The sequence below is a fragment of the Pedobacter heparinus genome (assembly GCF_032678725.1).
Lineage (GTDB): Bacteria > Bacteroidota > Bacteroidia > Sphingobacteriales > Sphingobacteriaceae > Pedobacter > Pedobacter heparinus_A.
In genome coordinates this window covers 151,777-166,771 of sequence record NZ_JAVTSC010000012.1, presented here as the reverse complement: position 1 = coordinate 166,771, position 14,995 = coordinate 151,777, and the positions used below count along the sequence as shown (strand labels likewise).

The following is a 14,995-nucleotide window of genomic DNA, read 5'->3' as shown; positions in this document are numbered from 1 at the left end:
TAATTTAAACACATGTTAAAAAGTGTTAAAAGTAAAATTAGTTCAACTGTTCACTAATTTTACCGAAGCGGCGTTCGCGTTTCTGGTAGTCTACAATAGCTTCAAAAAGGTCTTCCCTTCTAAAGTCCGGCCATAAGGTATCCGTAAAATACAACTCGGTATACGCCATCTGCCACAATAAAAAATTACTAATTCTGTGTTCACCACTGGTTCTGATCATCAATTCCGGATCAGGCATGTTAATTGTCGTTAACTGAGCTGAAAAACAGGCCTCATTAATATCATCAATACTTATTTTTTCATCTTTAACTTGTTGGGCCAGTTTCCTGGCTGCTTCCAGAATTTCCCATTTGGCACTATAGCTTAAGGCCAGGGTTAAAGTGCAGTGGGTATTATTGGCAGTTTTATCCATAGCACTTTTTAAATCGTCAATACATTTTTGAGGAAGTGAGGCAATATCTCCAATGGCGTTTAACCTGATGTTATTTTTAGTCAGTGTTTCAGTTTCCTGATTGATCGTTGTAATCAGCAATTCCATTAATGCGTTAACTTCATCAACAGGCCTGTTCCAATTTTCTGTCGAAAAAGCATAAACTGTTAAATACTTGATGCCTATATCTACACAGCCTTCAACGATATCTTTTACGGACAGCACACCACTTTCATGGCCAAAAACTCTGAATTTACCCTGATTTTTTGCCCATCTTCCATTTCCATCCATGATAATGGCGATGTGTTCCGGCAAGCGTGTGCTATCTATTTGTTCTTTAAATCCCATTATTTACCGCAAATATGCTTAAAATGTATAACATTTTTGGGACACAAAGGTATAAGATATGCCAATACCTACAAACATATATGTATCTCTTTTTCTAAAATCACCTCTCTGGGTGCCTGGGGCACCATAATTTGGTATAAATGAAGGATTTGACAACTGTTGTCTCAAGGGTCTTGATCCATCATCAGGCCATACCGATGCATCCGGATAAACCCCGCTTACATCATCCAGGTAGTCGGTATGTGCTGTACGGTATCCAATCTGAGAAAACAAACCCCAATTTTCTTTCAGTTGCAGCTTTATCCCCACTCCATAAGGGATACTTAACGCATAATTCCGGTAAGCCTCAGACTGTCCTTCGGTCTGGTAATACCTCAAATTGTATTCCGTATCATTATAGGTACCCTTAGGGCTATAAAACACCCCACCAATACCTGTAAATATATAGGGTGTAAATTTCTTTGTTCCTCCACCTGCAAAATAATTGAGGAAGTTAAAGTCCACTTGTACACTCAGCTCATTTAAAGGCGTTTTAAAATTAATATTGCGGTTGTTAAAGTCTGTATTATCTGAAAAAGCATCATTGGCCCGGATCTTACCGTAAGTATAGTGCAAACCAAATGCCCAATATGGATTAATATTTATTTTTGCATAAGCACCCGCCGACAGTCCGCTTATTTTCAATGGTTTGTCCTGATTCAGATCGCCGATATAACCCGAGCCCCCAGCCAATAAGCCCAACTCAAAGGTTTGGGCAAATGCAGTTACCGGACCAAAAAGGACGAGAAAGCAAATCAGTTGTGGGGTATAACGCATATTAGTAATTCCGGGTATCAATACCCCAAAGTAGTTTATTCCTTAACGTTGTCAGGTAGCTCTCATTATGGAGTCTGATCAGGTTTACATGAAATTTAGCTTTATTTAAAGTCACTTTGACTGAGCGGTCTACTGTTTCTGTACGTGAGTCGCAAGATACCAGGAATTTGGCACTTCTCGCCTCTACCTCAAAAGTTAACGAAACATCATCGGGAATAATAACCGGCCGCACGTTCAAATTGTGCGGGGCAATAGGAGTAATTACAAAATTCTGAGAACTTGGATAGATAATCGGACCACCGCAGCTCAAAGAGTAGGCCGTTGAGCCGGTTGGGGTGGCAATGATTAAACCATCTGCCCAGTAAGAGTTTACAAACTCATTGTTCATATAAGCATGGATGATCATCATGGCAGAATTATCCCGCCTGTGAATAGTGATGTCATTCAATGCAAAATTTTCTTCTCCAAAAAGGTCATATGTAGACGCCAAGCTCAGCAAAGTCCTTTTATCCAGCGAGTATTCTTTATTTTTCAGTGCCTCAATTGCCTTTTTTATTTCGTCTTTATTGATACTGGCCAGGAAACCAAGACGGCCAAAATTGATACCTATTACAGGAATACCTGAGTCACGTATCAGTGCCAGCGTATCCAGCAAAGTACCGTCACCCCCTAAGCTGATCAATACGTCGGTTTGGCCTGGCAGTTCGGTATGCGATGAAAAAGCCTGGATATGATCTGGCAACTTAATCTTATCCTTTATAAAATCCAGATATTTTTTATAAACGAGAATAGGCGTCTTATACTTGTCCAGTACATTAAAAACCTCTTGAACATAAGGCAATACACTGTTATTGAATTCCCTACCGTAAATAGCAATCTTCATTATACGTTTAAATAATTCATAAATGAATTGAAGCGGTCTTCGGTTCCGTCATCTGTTTTTGTACTGTTAAATACGGCCTTAACCTGGTAATTATACCGTTCAAAAGAAGCAATGATGCCCGATAACTCTGTTTTATTAATCTTCAGTGTAACTTCCAGTTTTGTAGAATCCGGGAATGACTGTACATAAGACGAAAGAATCTGTGCATTGTCTGCCTCCACAATTTGCGCCATATGGGCCAAAGAGTTATTCCTGTTACTGATTTCCAAAACAATAATGCCTCCAGGCTCTTTTACTGCAAAAATATCAGCAGCATAACTGATCAGACTATTGATTGCTATTAAACCCAGGTAATTCTTTTTATAGTCTAACACCGGAACTGCAGACAGGCTCAACTGGGTAAGTAACCTGATGATGTCATAAATATGTGCATCCTCATACACAAAAGGATTTAAAAGTGATAAAGAAAGACCACCAATGGGCAAATCTCCATCTCTAACCTCTATCAGCTCATCCTCTGCAAGCAATCCTAAAAACTGGGTTTCATTTACAATGGGAAGATGAGAAAGTTTGAACTCAGTCATTCTTTCCAAGGATTTCTGTACAGAATCAGAAGTCTTTAGCGGGGGTATTGAATTAGATATGAGTTCAGATGCCAGCATTATTTCAGTAAAATCCGGTTTAAAAAAGTTTGAAGGTATTCGTTAAAAATCTCCGGACGTTCCATCATGGGGGCATGTCCGCATTGATCTACCCAGTTCAATTCAGAATTTGGCAACAGCTCATGAAACTCTTCTGCAACTTCAGGTGGTGTTACCCTATCCTGCTTACCCCAAATTAAGGAAACCGGAATAGTGATCCTGGAAAGGTCTTTAGACATATTGTGTCGTATAGCTGATTTAGCCAAGGCCAGAATGCGAATAACCCTCGACCGTTCGTTTACGGTTTTATAAACTTCATCAACCAGTTCTTTTGTGGCTGTTGCCGGATCATAAAAAGTAAATTCCACCTTTTCACGAATGTAATCGTAGCTTTCCCTTTTTGGAAAAGAACCTCCAAAAGCATTTTCATATAAACCAGAGCTACCGGTTAGGACAAGTGCTTTTACATTTTCCTGGTGTGCAATGGTAAATACCAGGCCAACGTGGCCTCCAAGGGAATTCCCGATCAAAACAACCTGACTCGCTTTTTTATATTTTAAAAATCTGTTGATGTATTTAGACAGGCTTCTTACACCCAATGTCAGAATAGGGAGCTCATAAATTGGCAAAATAGGTACCAGGACATGGTAATTCTCTTTAAAACGATCAATTACCGGCTCCCAATTGCTCAATTCTCCCATTAAACCATGAAGTAATACCAGGGTTTCACCTTTTCCGGCTTCTATATATTTAAACCCGCCTTCGTCTATTACTTCGTATGTCATATAAATATTTTGTGTATGATTATTGCTACTAAGTTAGTAGAGTAAAATTAATTTAATGTAATTTAATATATTAATTATAGAAAATAGCTTTATCATTACTTTGCAGCACAATTTATGCCAATTGCTTTTTTACCAGTTCAGCAACTAACTTTCCGTCTGCTTTGCCGGCAAGCTCCTTGTTCGCCAGCCCCATTACCTTACCCATATCTTTAACGGAAACAGCTCCCGAATCGGTTATGATCCTGGCAATGATCTGTCCAATTTCAGCCTCATCCAATTGCCTGGGCATAAATGCGCTGATCACTTCTATTTCTTCTTCTTCAACTTTGCTCAGATCTTCCCGACCCTGTTGCTTATAAATGTCAGCTGATTCTTTTCTTTGTTTAATCAGCTTTTGTAAAAGTCTCAGTTCTGTTTCTTCGGTGATTTCTTCTGCTGTGCCCTTTTCTGTTTTTGCCAGCAGCAAGGCTGCTTTAATTGCTCTTAGTCCTCTGAGCTTAGCCTGGTCTTTGGCCAGCATAGCTTGTTTTATTTCCTGGTCTATTGTATTCGATATCATAATCTTCTGTTATTTCCTTTCTATTATTGTTCCCGTTGCCTGCGCTGTTGGCATAATCAGCATGTCATTTATATTCACATGGGCCGGCCTGCTGACTACAAACCATATGGCCTCAGCAATGTCGTCTGCAATTAATGGCTCCAAACCATCATATACCTTTTTGGCTCTTCCTTCATCTCCTTTAAAACGGACAATGGAAAATTCTGTTTCTACAAGCCCGGGATGAATTGCCGTAACTTTTATTCCGTGTGGCAATAAATCAATCCTCATTCCCTTACTCAAGGCATCAACAGCATGTTTTGTGGCACAATAAACGTTACCATTCGGATACACCTCTTTCCCGGCAATGGAACCGATATTAATGATGTGTCCACTTTTTTCTGCCACCATCCAGTTAGATACGATCTTTGTCGAATAAAGCAGCCCTTTAATATTGGTATCGATCATGGTATCCCAGTCTTCAACACTGCCTTTATTGATCGGTTCCAGTCCCTGACTTAAACCCGCGTTGTTGATCAGGACATTTACTTTTTTCCATTGGGCCGGCAAAGTTTCCAGGTGGTACGACAGATTTTCAAAATCTCTTACGTCAGCTACAATTTTCTTTACTGTTACGGCGTACTTGTCTTCAAGATGCTTTGCATGATCTGTAAGCAATTGTGCTCTTCTTGCCACCAAAATTAAATTATAACCCTGCGCTGCAAATAAATGGGCACATGCTGCTCCGATACCCGAGGTTGCCCCGGTAATTAATGCCGTTTTCATCTGGATCATCTTTTGTCTTTTATCTGTTGATGAGCTACTATGAACTTTAAACAATATTTTGCTGATTTTAATTCATGAAGGCTCATTTAACTCAAATTTTTTAATCATTAAATAGGAAAGAACGATTCCTTTTCAACAAGCAAAGCTATTAATTTTTTATTAGGCAGCTTACTCGAAAAATAAACTGAAAGTCACATGTCGCAACAGGAGTTTATCAATAGGTGCAGAATAAGGATTGGGATCGTTTTTCAGCACATCTTTGAAAGAATAGGACAACTTGATTTCAGGCGACATTTTGAAGTACTCAAAGTAAAGATCAAAGCCGAAACCCGCTTCATAAGACAAAAAGTTCTTTTTATTCTTTAAAAACTTCTCCATCGGGGCATTTGGCGCATCGTTACTTCTTTTCTTTGAGGCAATGTCCATGGAGTATTTTGCTCCGCCAATCACATAAGCCCTGAAATTATTTCGTCTGTCCGATTTTATTTTAATCCCAAGGGGCAGGTCTATCATAGTTGCCTGTACCTTCTTTTCTATTGGGCTCTCCGTTCCTTCAAAATCATAATAAGCCAGACGGTCGTTAAAAACAAGACTGGGTGTGAACCTGATATCTGCATTTTCACTGATGCGCTGGTTTACCACAAAACCAATCCCAAAGCCGGGTGAAGATTTGGAAGATAAAGACCTTAAAGATCCTGATACAGGTAAACCACTGTCCTGATCAATGAAAGGATCAGGCCAATTTTCTTTCTTTAATATTTTATACTCTGAAGCGATGTACTGAAAAGTAAAACCAAAATGCAGGCCCGCATCATCTACTCCGCCACCCCAATTCTGAGCTTTTGCCTCGGGCAAAGCAAAAAAGCAAAAAATCAGCAGGTATATGTATTTTTTTAGCATCCTGTTCGGCTATAACCTCATTTAATACCGGTATATATGGCACTAATTCCAAAAGTAAGCCGAATATCCCTGGTTTCTTTAAAACCAACCCTATCCATTAAACGGATAAAATCTTCACCGTCTGGAAATGCTGCCACTGATTCTGGCAGATATTCGTAAGCGCGCTGATCTTTGGAGAACAACTTACCCAATAAAGGCGTAATGTATTTAAAATAAAAATTATAACCTTGCTTTATCGGGAAAGCCCTGGGTTTCGAAAACTCAAGGATAACCATTTTTCCACCTGGCTTTAAAACCCGGTGCATATCGGCAAGTCCTTTTTCCAGATTTTCATAATTCCTTACCCCAAACGCTACTGTTATGGCATCAAAATAATCATCCTTAAAATGCAGCCCTTCCGAATCGCCCAGTTCAACAGAAAAAATATGTTGTAAATTCCTTTTCCGTATTTTTTTCCGGGCCACGTCCAGCATCCCTTCTGAAATATCAACCCCAATAATCTGCTCTGGTTGCAGGATTTTTATCGCCTCAAATGCAAAATCACCGGTCCCGGTTGCCACATCCAGCATTATACGCGGCCGGACAGACTGGAGTGCCCGGATCGCCTTCTTACGCCATAGCATGTCTATCCCGAGTGACATAAAATGATTTAAAAAATCGTAAGTTCCCGAAATGTTATTAAACATATCGGCTACCTGCTCCTTCTTTGTTGAAGTTTGAGATTGATAGGGTGTAATGTTTTCGTTCATAGTATGGCGTAAAGATAAGTATTGTTGAATTCTATTTTTCTACCTTTGTCAAATGATTATAAAATCAGCAACATTTATTTGCAGTAATACAAAGGTATCTGCCTTACCTGTAGCCAATATGCCCGAATATGCATTTATTGGACGGTCAAACGTAGGCAAATCATCACTGATCAATATGTTGGTTAACCAGCATGGATTGGCAAAGACCTCACAAAGGCCTGGTAAAACCCAGCTTATCAATCATTTTCTGATCAACGAAAAATGGTATATTGTCGATTTACCCGGTTATGGCTATGCAAAAGTATCCAAAAGCAGCAGGGAAAACTGGGAAAAATTTATCCGCAACTACATCACAAAAAGAGAAAGCCTGCAATGTGTATTCGTTTTGATAGACAGCAGACTGGAACCACAAAAGATAGATCTTGAATTTTGCTGCTGGATGGGAGAAATCCAGATTCCCTTTGCACTGATCTTTACAAAAGCAGATAAACAATCAACTGTAAAAACGGATAAGAATATTGCTTTATTTAAAAAAGCACTGGGAGGCTGGTTTGAAGAGATCCCTCCTTATTTTGTAACTTCGGCAGAAAAAGGAACGGGAAAAGAAAAAGTACTGGAATTTATTGAACAGGTAAACCAGGATTTTGCAATGCCCGTTTTGCCTCCGCCTCCCAATCCATAAAATTATAATTGATTCATGAAGAAATATTTTTCACTGGTCCTGTTTGCCCATTCTGTCTTTGCCTTGCCTTTTGCATTGATTGGTTTTTTTTTGGGTGTAACTACTACAGAAAACCTGTTTAACTGGCCTAAACTTATATTGGTTTTGCTATGCATGGTATTTGCACGCAATTCGGCCATGGCTTTTAACAGATATCTGGATAGAAATATTGATGCTAAAAATCCAAGAACTAAAATGCGCGACATCCCTGCCGGTAAAATCTCGGCAAACGAAGCACTGATTTTTGTGATCATCAATTGTGTTCTTTTCATCATTACAACAGCCTTCATCAATAGTCTGTGCTTTTACCTTTCGCCTGTTGCGCTGTTTGTGGTCCTGTTTTATAGCTACACAAAGAGATTTACCGCTTTATGTCACCTGGTCTTAGGACTTGGTCTTTCGCTGGCCCCTATTGGTGCTTATATTGCAGTAACAGGAACATTTAACCTGGTACCTGTACTGTACTCTTTTGCCGTATTATTTTGGGTTAGCGGTTTCGACATCATTTATGCCCTCCAGGATGAAGATTTTGACAGAGATGAAAAATTGCATTCCATTCCTGCAGCCCTTGGTATCAAAAATGCTTTAAATCTATCAGTAGGTTTGCACGTTTTGTCTGCAGCATGCGTTATACTACCGGTTTGTTTTACTACTTTTAGCTGGGTGTATTATATTGGGGTTGCATTTTTTTGTTTCATGCTGATATATCAGCATTTACTGGTAAAACCTAATGACATCAGTAAGGTGAACAAAGCATTTGCCACTACCAACGGCATGGCTTCTGTTATTTTTGCTTTTTGCTTTTTGCTTGATGCTTTTTTAAGAACTAATTATAATTTTTAGATCCAATGATCAACCTTACCATACCCAAGAAAAAAAGAGTTTATATCCCTCAAGACCTTCAAATCAAATGGGAGAACCTGGAGGTTATTTTAAACGAACTTTTAGAACGCCCGATTAATAATGTTCAGGAACTGGAACATTGGCTTAAAGACAAAAGCGAGCTGGAAGCTGCTCTGGAAGAGGATTTTGCCTGGCGCTACATCAGGATGAGCTGTGATACAGCAAACGAGAATCTTGTGAAGGCCTTTCAGTATTTTGCCACCGAGATTGAACCAAAAATTTCTCCGGTTGCCAACAAGTTGAACCAGAAATTTAATGACAGTCCATTTATTGATGAACTGGATCAGGAAAAATACTTTGTTTACATCAGGGCAATTCGAAAAGCACTGGAAATTTATCGTGAAGAAAACGTTGAGCTACTCACCAAATTACAGGTTACCCAACAGAGATACCAGGCGGTTACTGGCGCCATGACTGTAACCATCAATGGCCAGGAATATACACTGGAACAGGCTGCAAACTTCATTAAAGATACAGACAGACAAATAAGGCAGCAGGCATGGGAAACCATACAACAGCGCCGTATGGTTGACAAGGACGATTTAAATATGCTGTTTGATGAGTTAATTGCTATGCGTCACCAGGTAGCCTTAAACGCTGGCTTTGAAAATTACAGGGATTATATGTTCCAGGCGCTGGGCCGATTTGATTACAGCCCTCAGGATTGTTATCAGTTTCATGAGGCTATTGAAAAACAGATAGTGCCTATTCTTAAAGAACAGGCAGAAAAAAGAGCCGAATTGTTAGGCATAGCAGTGCTTAAACCATGGGATATGGAAGTGAGTACAACCGGAAAGCCGGCACTTAAGCCATTTAAGAATGGCACAGAACTGGTAGATAAAAGTATCGCTTGTTTCAACGCAATTGACCCTAAACTGGGACAGATGCTATCCATTATGAAAGTGAATAATCTTTTTGATGTAGAAAGCAGGAAGGGTAAGGCGCCGGGCGGATACAATTACCCGCTGGCAGAAACTGGTGCCCCTTTCATATTTATGAATTCTGCCAATTCTTTGCGGGATTTAACCACAATGGTACATGAAGGCGGGCATGCGGTTCATACTTTCCTCACTGCAAACCTGGAGCTTAACGATTTTAAACATTGTCCTTCAGAAGTAGCAGAACTTGCCTCAATGAGTATGGAACTAATTTCTATGGACAACTGGCACCTCTACTTCGACAATGAAGAGGACCTGCTGCGTGCAAAAAAAGAGCAACTGGTGGATGTGCTTAAAACCCTGCCATGGGTAGCCGTTATTGATCAGTTTCAGCATTGGATCTATACCAACCCTACACACAATGCAGCGGATCGTGAAAATGCTTTTAAGCAGATTTATGACCGTTTTGGTGCTGGTTTTGCAAACTGGGAAGGATTGGAGAAAGAATCCGGCAACCTGTGGCAAAAACAATTACACCTTTTTGAGGTCCCTTTTTATTACATTGAATATGCCATTGCTCAGCTGGGCGCAATTGCCATCTGGAAAAATTACAAAGAGAACCCTTCAAAAGCTTTACAACAATACCTCGATGCGCTTTCTCTGGGTTATACAAAACCAATCAATGAAATTTATGAAACAGCAGGAATAAAATTCGACTTTAGTTTAGCCTATATCGAAGAACTTGCCGGCTTTGTAAAAGATGAATTGCAGAAATTAGGTTAGTTTACAAACTAAATTTATAAGTTTGATTATACCTAACTATTTATGCTTGAAAAACTATTCAGGAAAAAATCTATTGAGAAAATATTAGCTGATGCTGAGAAAGGTTACGCTGAGCATGGAACTTCCCTGCATAAAACTTTAGGAGTAAGAGATCTTACGGCTTTCGGGATTGCCGCTATTATTGGAGCTGGTATCTTTAGCACTATTGGTAAGGCCAGCGCCGATGGAGGTCCTGCTGTTATCTTTTTATTTATCTTTACCGCTGTGGCTTGCAGTTTTGCTGCCTTTGCCTATGCGGAATTTGCCGCGATGGTGCCTGTTTCTGGTAGTGCCTATACCTATTCTTATGTAGCTTTTGGTGAGTTGGTTGCCTGGATCATAGGCTGGTCACTGATTATGGAATATGCTATAGGTAATATCACAGTAGCCATCTCCTGGTCCGATTATTTTACCGGACTACTCTCTTCCATACGTATTCCGGCGCTGAATATAAACGGCATTCATTTGCCAGATTGGATGACTATGGATTACCTTACGGCTTATAATGGGCATAAACATGCCGAAGCATTAACCCATGCAGGCAAAAGTTTTACCAGCCTAGACGACGCTATACGGATTGCGAGCAATGCCTGGAACACTGCACCAAGAATCGGCGATTTCCATCTGGTTGCAGACTTGCCGGCATTGGGCATCATTATCTTCATCACCTGGCTGGTATACAGAGGTATGAAAGAATCAAGAAATGCCAGTAACGCAATGGTTGTAGTAAAGCTGGCTGTAATTTTACTGGTACTAGCGGTAGGTGTTTTTTATGTAGATACAAAAAACTGGAATCCTTTTGCACCAAATGGTGTGTCGGGTGTACTGAAAGGTGTTTCGGCAGTATTCTTTGCTTACATAGGTTTTGATGCCATATCTACTACTGCCGAAGAATGTAAAAACCCACAAAGGGACCTACCAAGGGGAATGATGTGGGCAATTATCATTTGCACTATATTGTACGTGGCTATTGCATTGGTGTTAACAGGCATTGTAAATTATAATCTCCTGGCTGTCGGCGATCCTCTGGCATTTGTATTTGATCAGATCAATCTGAAACTTATGAGTGGGATTATAGCGGTAAGCGCAGTTTTTGCCATGGCCAGCGTATTGCTCGTATTTCAAATGGGCCAGCCCAGGATCTGGATGAGTATGAGCCGGGATGGTCTGCTACCCAAGTCATTTTCTAAAATTCATCCAAAATACAAGACCCCTTCTTTTGCTACCATTGTTGTAGGATTTGTGGTGGCTGTGCCCTCCTTATTCATGAACCTGACCATTGTTACCGATCTGTGTTCAATTGGGACTTTATTTGCTTTTGTATTGGTTTGTGCAGGAGTGTTGGTTTTACAGAATAAACCAGAGGTCAAAAGGGGAAAGTTTAAAATCCCTTATGTAAACTCAAAATACATCATTCCGCTATTGTTTATCAGCATACTGGTTTTTGGCTTTACCCAATACAAAAAGGAGACTACAGCTTTCTTATTTAATAAACCCGTTATAAATGACCCTGTAAAAATCATCACATCATTAAGTGATGCAGAAAGGGCAACGATTAAAGCGGAAATTAAAGCAGAACAGGCAAAAGTAAACCTGATTGGCCATAATATTGATGCGGAGGCTTATTTGAACAAATTGAGTGAACAACAATACCAAAGTTTCCTGGACAAATCAGCCATCAGCACTGCAAAGAAATATGAAACAGGCTGGAAGCTATTCAGACACAAAATCCCGATGTGGATATTTTTCTTTATCAGCCTTTGCGTTACCTGGTTCTGCGTCACCAAAAACCTATCGCTTATACCGGTTCTGGGGCTGATCAGTTGTCTTTATATGATGTGCGAGCTTGGTATCTCCAATTGGATGGGGTTCGGTATCTGGCTTATTATAGGATTGGTTGTTTATTTTCTTTATGGCTATAAAAATAGTAAACTAAATGTATAAAAAATTACTCATTAGAAAAATTTTCGATTTTTATTATAAATTTTAAGAATATATCTTTACATTAGGCTAGTAATTTATTACAATGTTGAGTTAATTCCATAATGGAATCAATTCAACCGAATTAAATTGCCCTCCTAATTATCCCTATAATTGTTTGGTTGGACGACCAGCAATAAAGGCTCCTCCCCGGAGCCTTCTTTATTAGACCTTGTAAAGTTTGCCTTTCCTTTTTTGTTATTTATCCATATTCTTTTTAATAATTCTTTCCCAGAGTTTGCATATAAGACACTGCATTCTCCATTTTTAGGCACAGGTCTAATAAAGGAATATTCAGGGAGTATAAAAGGATTCTGGTAGGACTAAAAACCCAACAAGCGACCTCTGGATCACCATTAAAGACCCTAGTTGCCGATATCCATTCCCGAGATCTCAGCATTGCTGTACCAGACAGTACCAATTGCCCATAAAAATATTGTAAAAGAGCTCATATTATTGCTAAAAATTACAAATAATTAATTTTTAATTAATATTTGACCTATTGTAGTATATTTAACAACCGATAAATGTAAAACCAATTACAGCAGAAAAATGAAATTGATGAAAATGACTCTCGGTCAAAAATTCAGGATCTTACGCACACAAGCAGGTGCGTCTGAAGAATATACAGCATTGCTTTTAAAAACTGCCGTTGGCACCTATCAGAAAATTGAAGATGATTTTATCTACCCAACAGAAAGCATGATCAATAAAGCGGCTAAGTTATACGGCATAACTTATGATCATTTACTTAAAATTGGTGAAGAAGATTAGTCTAAACCGGTAATCTGTTCAGTTCTATATCATCGGGTGTAACAAAAATTAGCGGCACCTTCTCCACATCAACATAGCTGGAGTCCAGACCAAAACTTCTTTCTTCAGAAAGACTTAAGCGCTTCAGAATGAAATAATAATCCATAATGGTACGCTCATAAAGACTTAGCTTGGAGAACTTGGACAGGTGCTTCTCCAGAAGTACAAACCTGAAATCGCCTGCAATTTTATGTTTATTTAGCGAGGTATACTGACTTGTAATATCAACTTCGCCATTTTTAACGAGTTCTTCAATCACTTTTCTGTACAAAAGGTTAACCCGTTGCTCTACCCTGAATCCCAGTTTAAAATCAATTCGGATCAGTTTACCAGGGATCAGAAATTCAACTTTATAATCTCTTGTAAAAGGCTCATCAACCACATCCACATGCACGAGCCAGTATACATCAGCCCTTTTCGGTTCTTTCTGGATGATAGAATAAATAATTTTAGACTCTATTTCTGTTTTAAAATTGGCACTGGTTAGATAAACCAGCTGAGAAGAATATTTAGGAACAGAAATGTCTTCACTTAGCTCTTTAATGATCTGGAAATAGTCTTCAATTTCAACATATTTAACAAACCTGTTTTTAATTTTACGCGCTACATACCAGCTCCACATTACCGTGAACAGGGCCGAGCCAATCAAAACAGTCACCCAACCTCCATGCAGGAATTTAGCCATATTTCCCACTAAAAATGTCATTTCGAGCAGTACATAAATGGCGAGAAAAATACCAATAACATATACCGGTACTTTTTTGCGCTTCATGTACGCAGCAATCAATATGGTAGTGGATAAAAAAGTAAGGTTTATGGCCAGACCATAAGCCCCCTCCATTGCTCCTGAATTTTTAAATATCAAAACAATGGCAATACATCCTGCCCAAAGGATCCAGTTGATGGAGGGTACGTAGATTTGCCCCTTCTGGTTACTTGGATAGTTGATCCGTACTTTCGGCCAGAGGTTTAACCTTACGGCTTCGGAGATCAGTGTAAATGATCCCGTAATCATAGCCTGGCTGGCAATTACAGCCGCCACAGTTGCAAGGGCAACCATAAATAACAGATAAGGCGCAGGAACAATTTCAAAGAAGGGATTTAAACCTGTATCGTAATTGCCATGGTGTAAAATCCACACACCCTGTCCCAGATAATTTAAAATCAGCATGATTTTCACAAAAATCCAGCTTACCCTTATATTGGTACGTCCACAATGTCCCATATCTGAATACAGTGCTTCGGCTCCGGTTGTACATAAAAACACCCCTCCAAGAATGAGCAGTGACATTGGATTATTGACCAGCAAATTAAATGCATAATATGGATTAAGCGCTTTAAAAATACTGAAATCCTGTACCACAAATAAGATACCTATTAAGCCAAGTGCACCAAACCAAAGAAACATAATCGGGCCAAAAAGCTTACCAACCAGATTGGTGCCAAACTGCTGTATGACAAACAACCCTGTAATGATGGCAAGTACAATGGGGATCACACTTACAGTGGGAAATTTCAATTGTAGCCCTTCTATAGCCGATGTTACGGTAATACTTGGTGTAATAATTCCATCTGCCAATAAGGCACATCCGCCAACAACAGCCGGAATAACCAACCATTTGGCATTTTTGCGTACCAGCGAATAAAGTGAAAATATACCACCTTCGCCTTTGTTATCAGCCCTTAATGTAATTACAACATATTTAATGGTTGTTTGCAGGGTAAGTGTCCAGATGATGCAGGAAAGTGCTCCAAGAACCAGGTCTGAGGTAACTTCCTGACCACCCCCAACGACCGAATTAAAAATTGCTTTGAGGGTATAGAGCGGCGAGGTCCCAATATCACCATATACTATTCCTAAACTTACTAATAATCCTCCTGCGGAAAGCGTGTTAAAACTCTTATGACTCGACACTATTTTATGATATAATTCACACTATTTAACAAAACCGATATGTGTTTGTTCTTAAAACAATCAGATTCTAAGAAAAATCAGTGGGCA

General features: G+C 39.4%; 15 protein-coding genes. 5 read left to right on the top strand and 10 right to left on the bottom strand.

The features are described 5' to 3' along the window. Window positions 1-37: 37 nt before the first annotated feature. The 9 genes from R2Q85_RS18205 to ubiE form a co-directional block, all read right to left on the bottom strand. Window positions 38-778, bottom strand: coding sequence for an isoprenyl transferase (locus tag R2Q85_RS18205; RefSeq protein ID WP_316813212.1), 741 nt, complete (start codon window positions 776-778; stop codon window positions 38-40). An 18-nt stretch (window positions 779-796) separates the two neighbouring features. Continuing rightward, the gene (locus R2Q85_RS18200) at window positions 797-1,594 is read right to left on the bottom strand and encodes a DUF6089 family protein (protein ID WP_316813211.1); all 798 of its coding nucleotides are present in this window, start codon (window positions 1,592-1,594) and stop codon (window positions 797-799) included. Window position 1,595: 1 nt separating this feature from the next. Continuing rightward, window positions 1,596-2,477, bottom strand: coding sequence for an NAD kinase (locus R2Q85_RS18195; protein ID WP_316813210.1), 882 nt, complete (start codon window positions 2,475-2,477; stop codon window positions 1,596-1,598). Continuing rightward, complete coding sequence (locus R2Q85_RS18190) at window positions 2,477-3,139, bottom strand: CBS domain-containing protein (protein ID WP_316813209.1); 663 nt, start codon at window positions 3,137-3,139, stop codon at window positions 2,477-2,479. Before R2Q85_RS18190 ends, R2Q85_RS18195 begins: the two co-directional genes overlap by 1 nt. After that, entirely contained in the window at window positions 3,139-3,903 is a 765-nt protein-coding gene (locus tag R2Q85_RS18185; RefSeq protein ID WP_316813208.1) for an alpha/beta hydrolase, read from the bottom strand. Before R2Q85_RS18185 ends, R2Q85_RS18190 begins: the two co-directional genes overlap by 1 nt. A gap of 112 nt (window positions 3,904-4,015) precedes the next feature. Next, window positions 4,016-4,462, bottom strand: coding sequence for a GatB/YqeY domain-containing protein (locus tag R2Q85_RS18180; RefSeq protein WP_316813207.1), 447 nt, complete (start codon window positions 4,460-4,462; stop codon window positions 4,016-4,018). Between the two features lie 9 nt (window positions 4,463-4,471). Continuing rightward, window positions 4,472-5,236 (bottom strand): SDR family NAD(P)-dependent oxidoreductase, encoded by a 765-nt coding sequence (locus R2Q85_RS18175; RefSeq protein WP_316813206.1) that lies wholly within the window; start codon window positions 5,234-5,236, stop codon window positions 4,472-4,474. Window positions 5,237-5,395: 159 nt separating this feature from the next. After that, on the bottom strand, window positions 5,396-6,127 hold the full coding sequence (locus R2Q85_RS18170; protein WP_316813205.1) for an outer membrane beta-barrel protein: 732 nt from the start codon (window positions 6,125-6,127) through the stop codon (window positions 5,396-5,398). A gap of 17 nt (window positions 6,128-6,144) precedes the next feature. Next, window positions 6,145-6,876 carry a bifunctional demethylmenaquinone methyltransferase/2-methoxy-6-polyprenyl-1,4-benzoquinol methylase UbiE gene (gene ubiE / locus R2Q85_RS18165; protein WP_316813204.1) on the bottom strand — a complete coding sequence of 244 codons (732 nt, stop codon included), beginning with the start codon at window positions 6,874-6,876 and terminating at the stop codon, window positions 6,145-6,147. 52 nt (window positions 6,877-6,928) lie between these two features. Here ubiE and yihA point away from each other — a divergent pair, with 52 nt between their 5' ends. The 5 genes from yihA to R2Q85_RS18140 all read left to right on the top strand — a co-directional run bounded on the left by yihA (window position 6,929) and on the right by R2Q85_RS18140 (window position 12,954). Continuing rightward, window positions 6,929-7,558: a ribosome biogenesis GTP-binding protein YihA/YsxC gene (gene yihA, locus R2Q85_RS18160; protein WP_316813203.1), complete on the top strand. Its 630-nt coding sequence runs from the start codon at window positions 6,929-6,931 to the stop codon at window positions 7,556-7,558. Window positions 7,559-7,573: 15 nt separating this feature from the next. Then, window positions 7,574-8,440, top strand: coding sequence for a UbiA-like polyprenyltransferase (locus R2Q85_RS18155; protein WP_316813202.1), 867 nt, complete (start codon window positions 7,574-7,576; stop codon window positions 8,438-8,440). Window positions 8,441-8,445: 5 nt separating this feature from the next. Beyond that, window positions 8,446-10,161, top strand: a complete 1,716-nt coding sequence (locus tag R2Q85_RS18150; RefSeq protein WP_316813201.1) for a M3 family oligoendopeptidase — start codon at window positions 8,446-8,448, stop codon at window positions 10,159-10,161. 42 nt (window positions 10,162-10,203) lie between these two features. Next, on the top strand, window positions 10,204-12,144 hold the full coding sequence (locus R2Q85_RS18145; RefSeq protein WP_316813200.1) for an amino acid permease: 1,941 nt from the start codon (window positions 10,204-10,206) through the stop codon (window positions 12,142-12,144). 597 nt (window positions 12,145-12,741) lie between these two features. After that, the gene (locus tag R2Q85_RS18140) at window positions 12,742-12,954 is read left to right on the top strand and encodes a hypothetical protein (RefSeq protein ID WP_316813199.1); all 213 of its coding nucleotides are present in this window, start codon (window positions 12,742-12,744) and stop codon (window positions 12,952-12,954) included. Between the two features lies 1 nt (window position 12,955). On the opposite strand, the gene R2Q85_RS18135 is transcribed toward R2Q85_RS18140, so the two are convergent. Next, on the bottom strand, window positions 12,956-14,908 hold the full coding sequence (locus R2Q85_RS18135; protein WP_316813198.1) for a KUP/HAK/KT family potassium transporter: 1,953 nt from the start codon (window positions 14,906-14,908) through the stop codon (window positions 12,956-12,958). Between the last annotated feature and the right edge of the window lie 87 nt (window positions 14,909-14,995).

Coding starts and splice junctions, on each gene's coding strand:
- R2Q85_RS18200 (WP_316813211.1), bottom strand. CDS start 1,594: ATGCGTTATACCCCACAACTGATTTGCTTTCTCGTCCTTTTTGGTCCG.
- R2Q85_RS18205 (WP_316813212.1), bottom strand. CDS start 778: ATGGGATTTAAAGAACAAATAGATAGCACACGCTTGCCGGAACACATC.
- ubiE (WP_316813204.1), bottom strand. CDS start 6,876: ATGAACGAAAACATTACACCCTATCAATCTCAAACTTCAACAAAGAAG.
- R2Q85_RS18180 (WP_316813207.1), bottom strand. CDS start 4,462: ATGATATCGAATACAATAGACCAGGAAATAAAACAAGCTATGCTGGCC.
- R2Q85_RS18170 (WP_316813205.1), bottom strand. CDS start 6,127: ATGCTAAAAAAATACATATACCTGCTGATTTTTTGCTTTTTTGCTTTG.
- R2Q85_RS18150 (WP_316813201.1), top strand. CDS start 8,446: ATGATCAACCTTACCATACCCAAGAAAAAAAGAGTTTATATCCCTCAA.
- R2Q85_RS18140 (WP_316813199.1), top strand. CDS start 12,742: ATGAAAATGACTCTCGGTCAAAAATTCAGGATCTTACGCACACAAGCA.
- R2Q85_RS18175 (WP_316813206.1), bottom strand. CDS start 5,236: ATGATCCAGATGAAAACGGCATTAATTACCGGGGCAACCTCGGGTATC.
- R2Q85_RS18185 (WP_316813208.1), bottom strand. CDS start 3,903: ATGACATACGAAGTAATAGACGAAGGCGGGTTTAAATATATAGAAGCC.
- R2Q85_RS18155 (WP_316813202.1), top strand. CDS start 7,574: ATGAAGAAATATTTTTCACTGGTCCTGTTTGCCCATTCTGTCTTTGCC.
- R2Q85_RS18195 (WP_316813210.1), bottom strand. CDS start 2,477: ATGAAGATTGCTATTTACGGTAGGGAATTCAATAACAGTGTATTGCCT.
- R2Q85_RS18145 (WP_316813200.1), top strand. CDS start 10,204: ATGCTTGAAAAACTATTCAGGAAAAAATCTATTGAGAAAATATTAGCT.
- R2Q85_RS18190 (WP_316813209.1), bottom strand. CDS start 3,139: ATGCTGGCATCTGAACTCATATCTAATTCAATACCCCCGCTAAAGACT.
- yihA (WP_316813203.1), top strand. CDS start 6,929: ATGATTATAAAATCAGCAACATTTATTTGCAGTAATACAAAGGTATCT.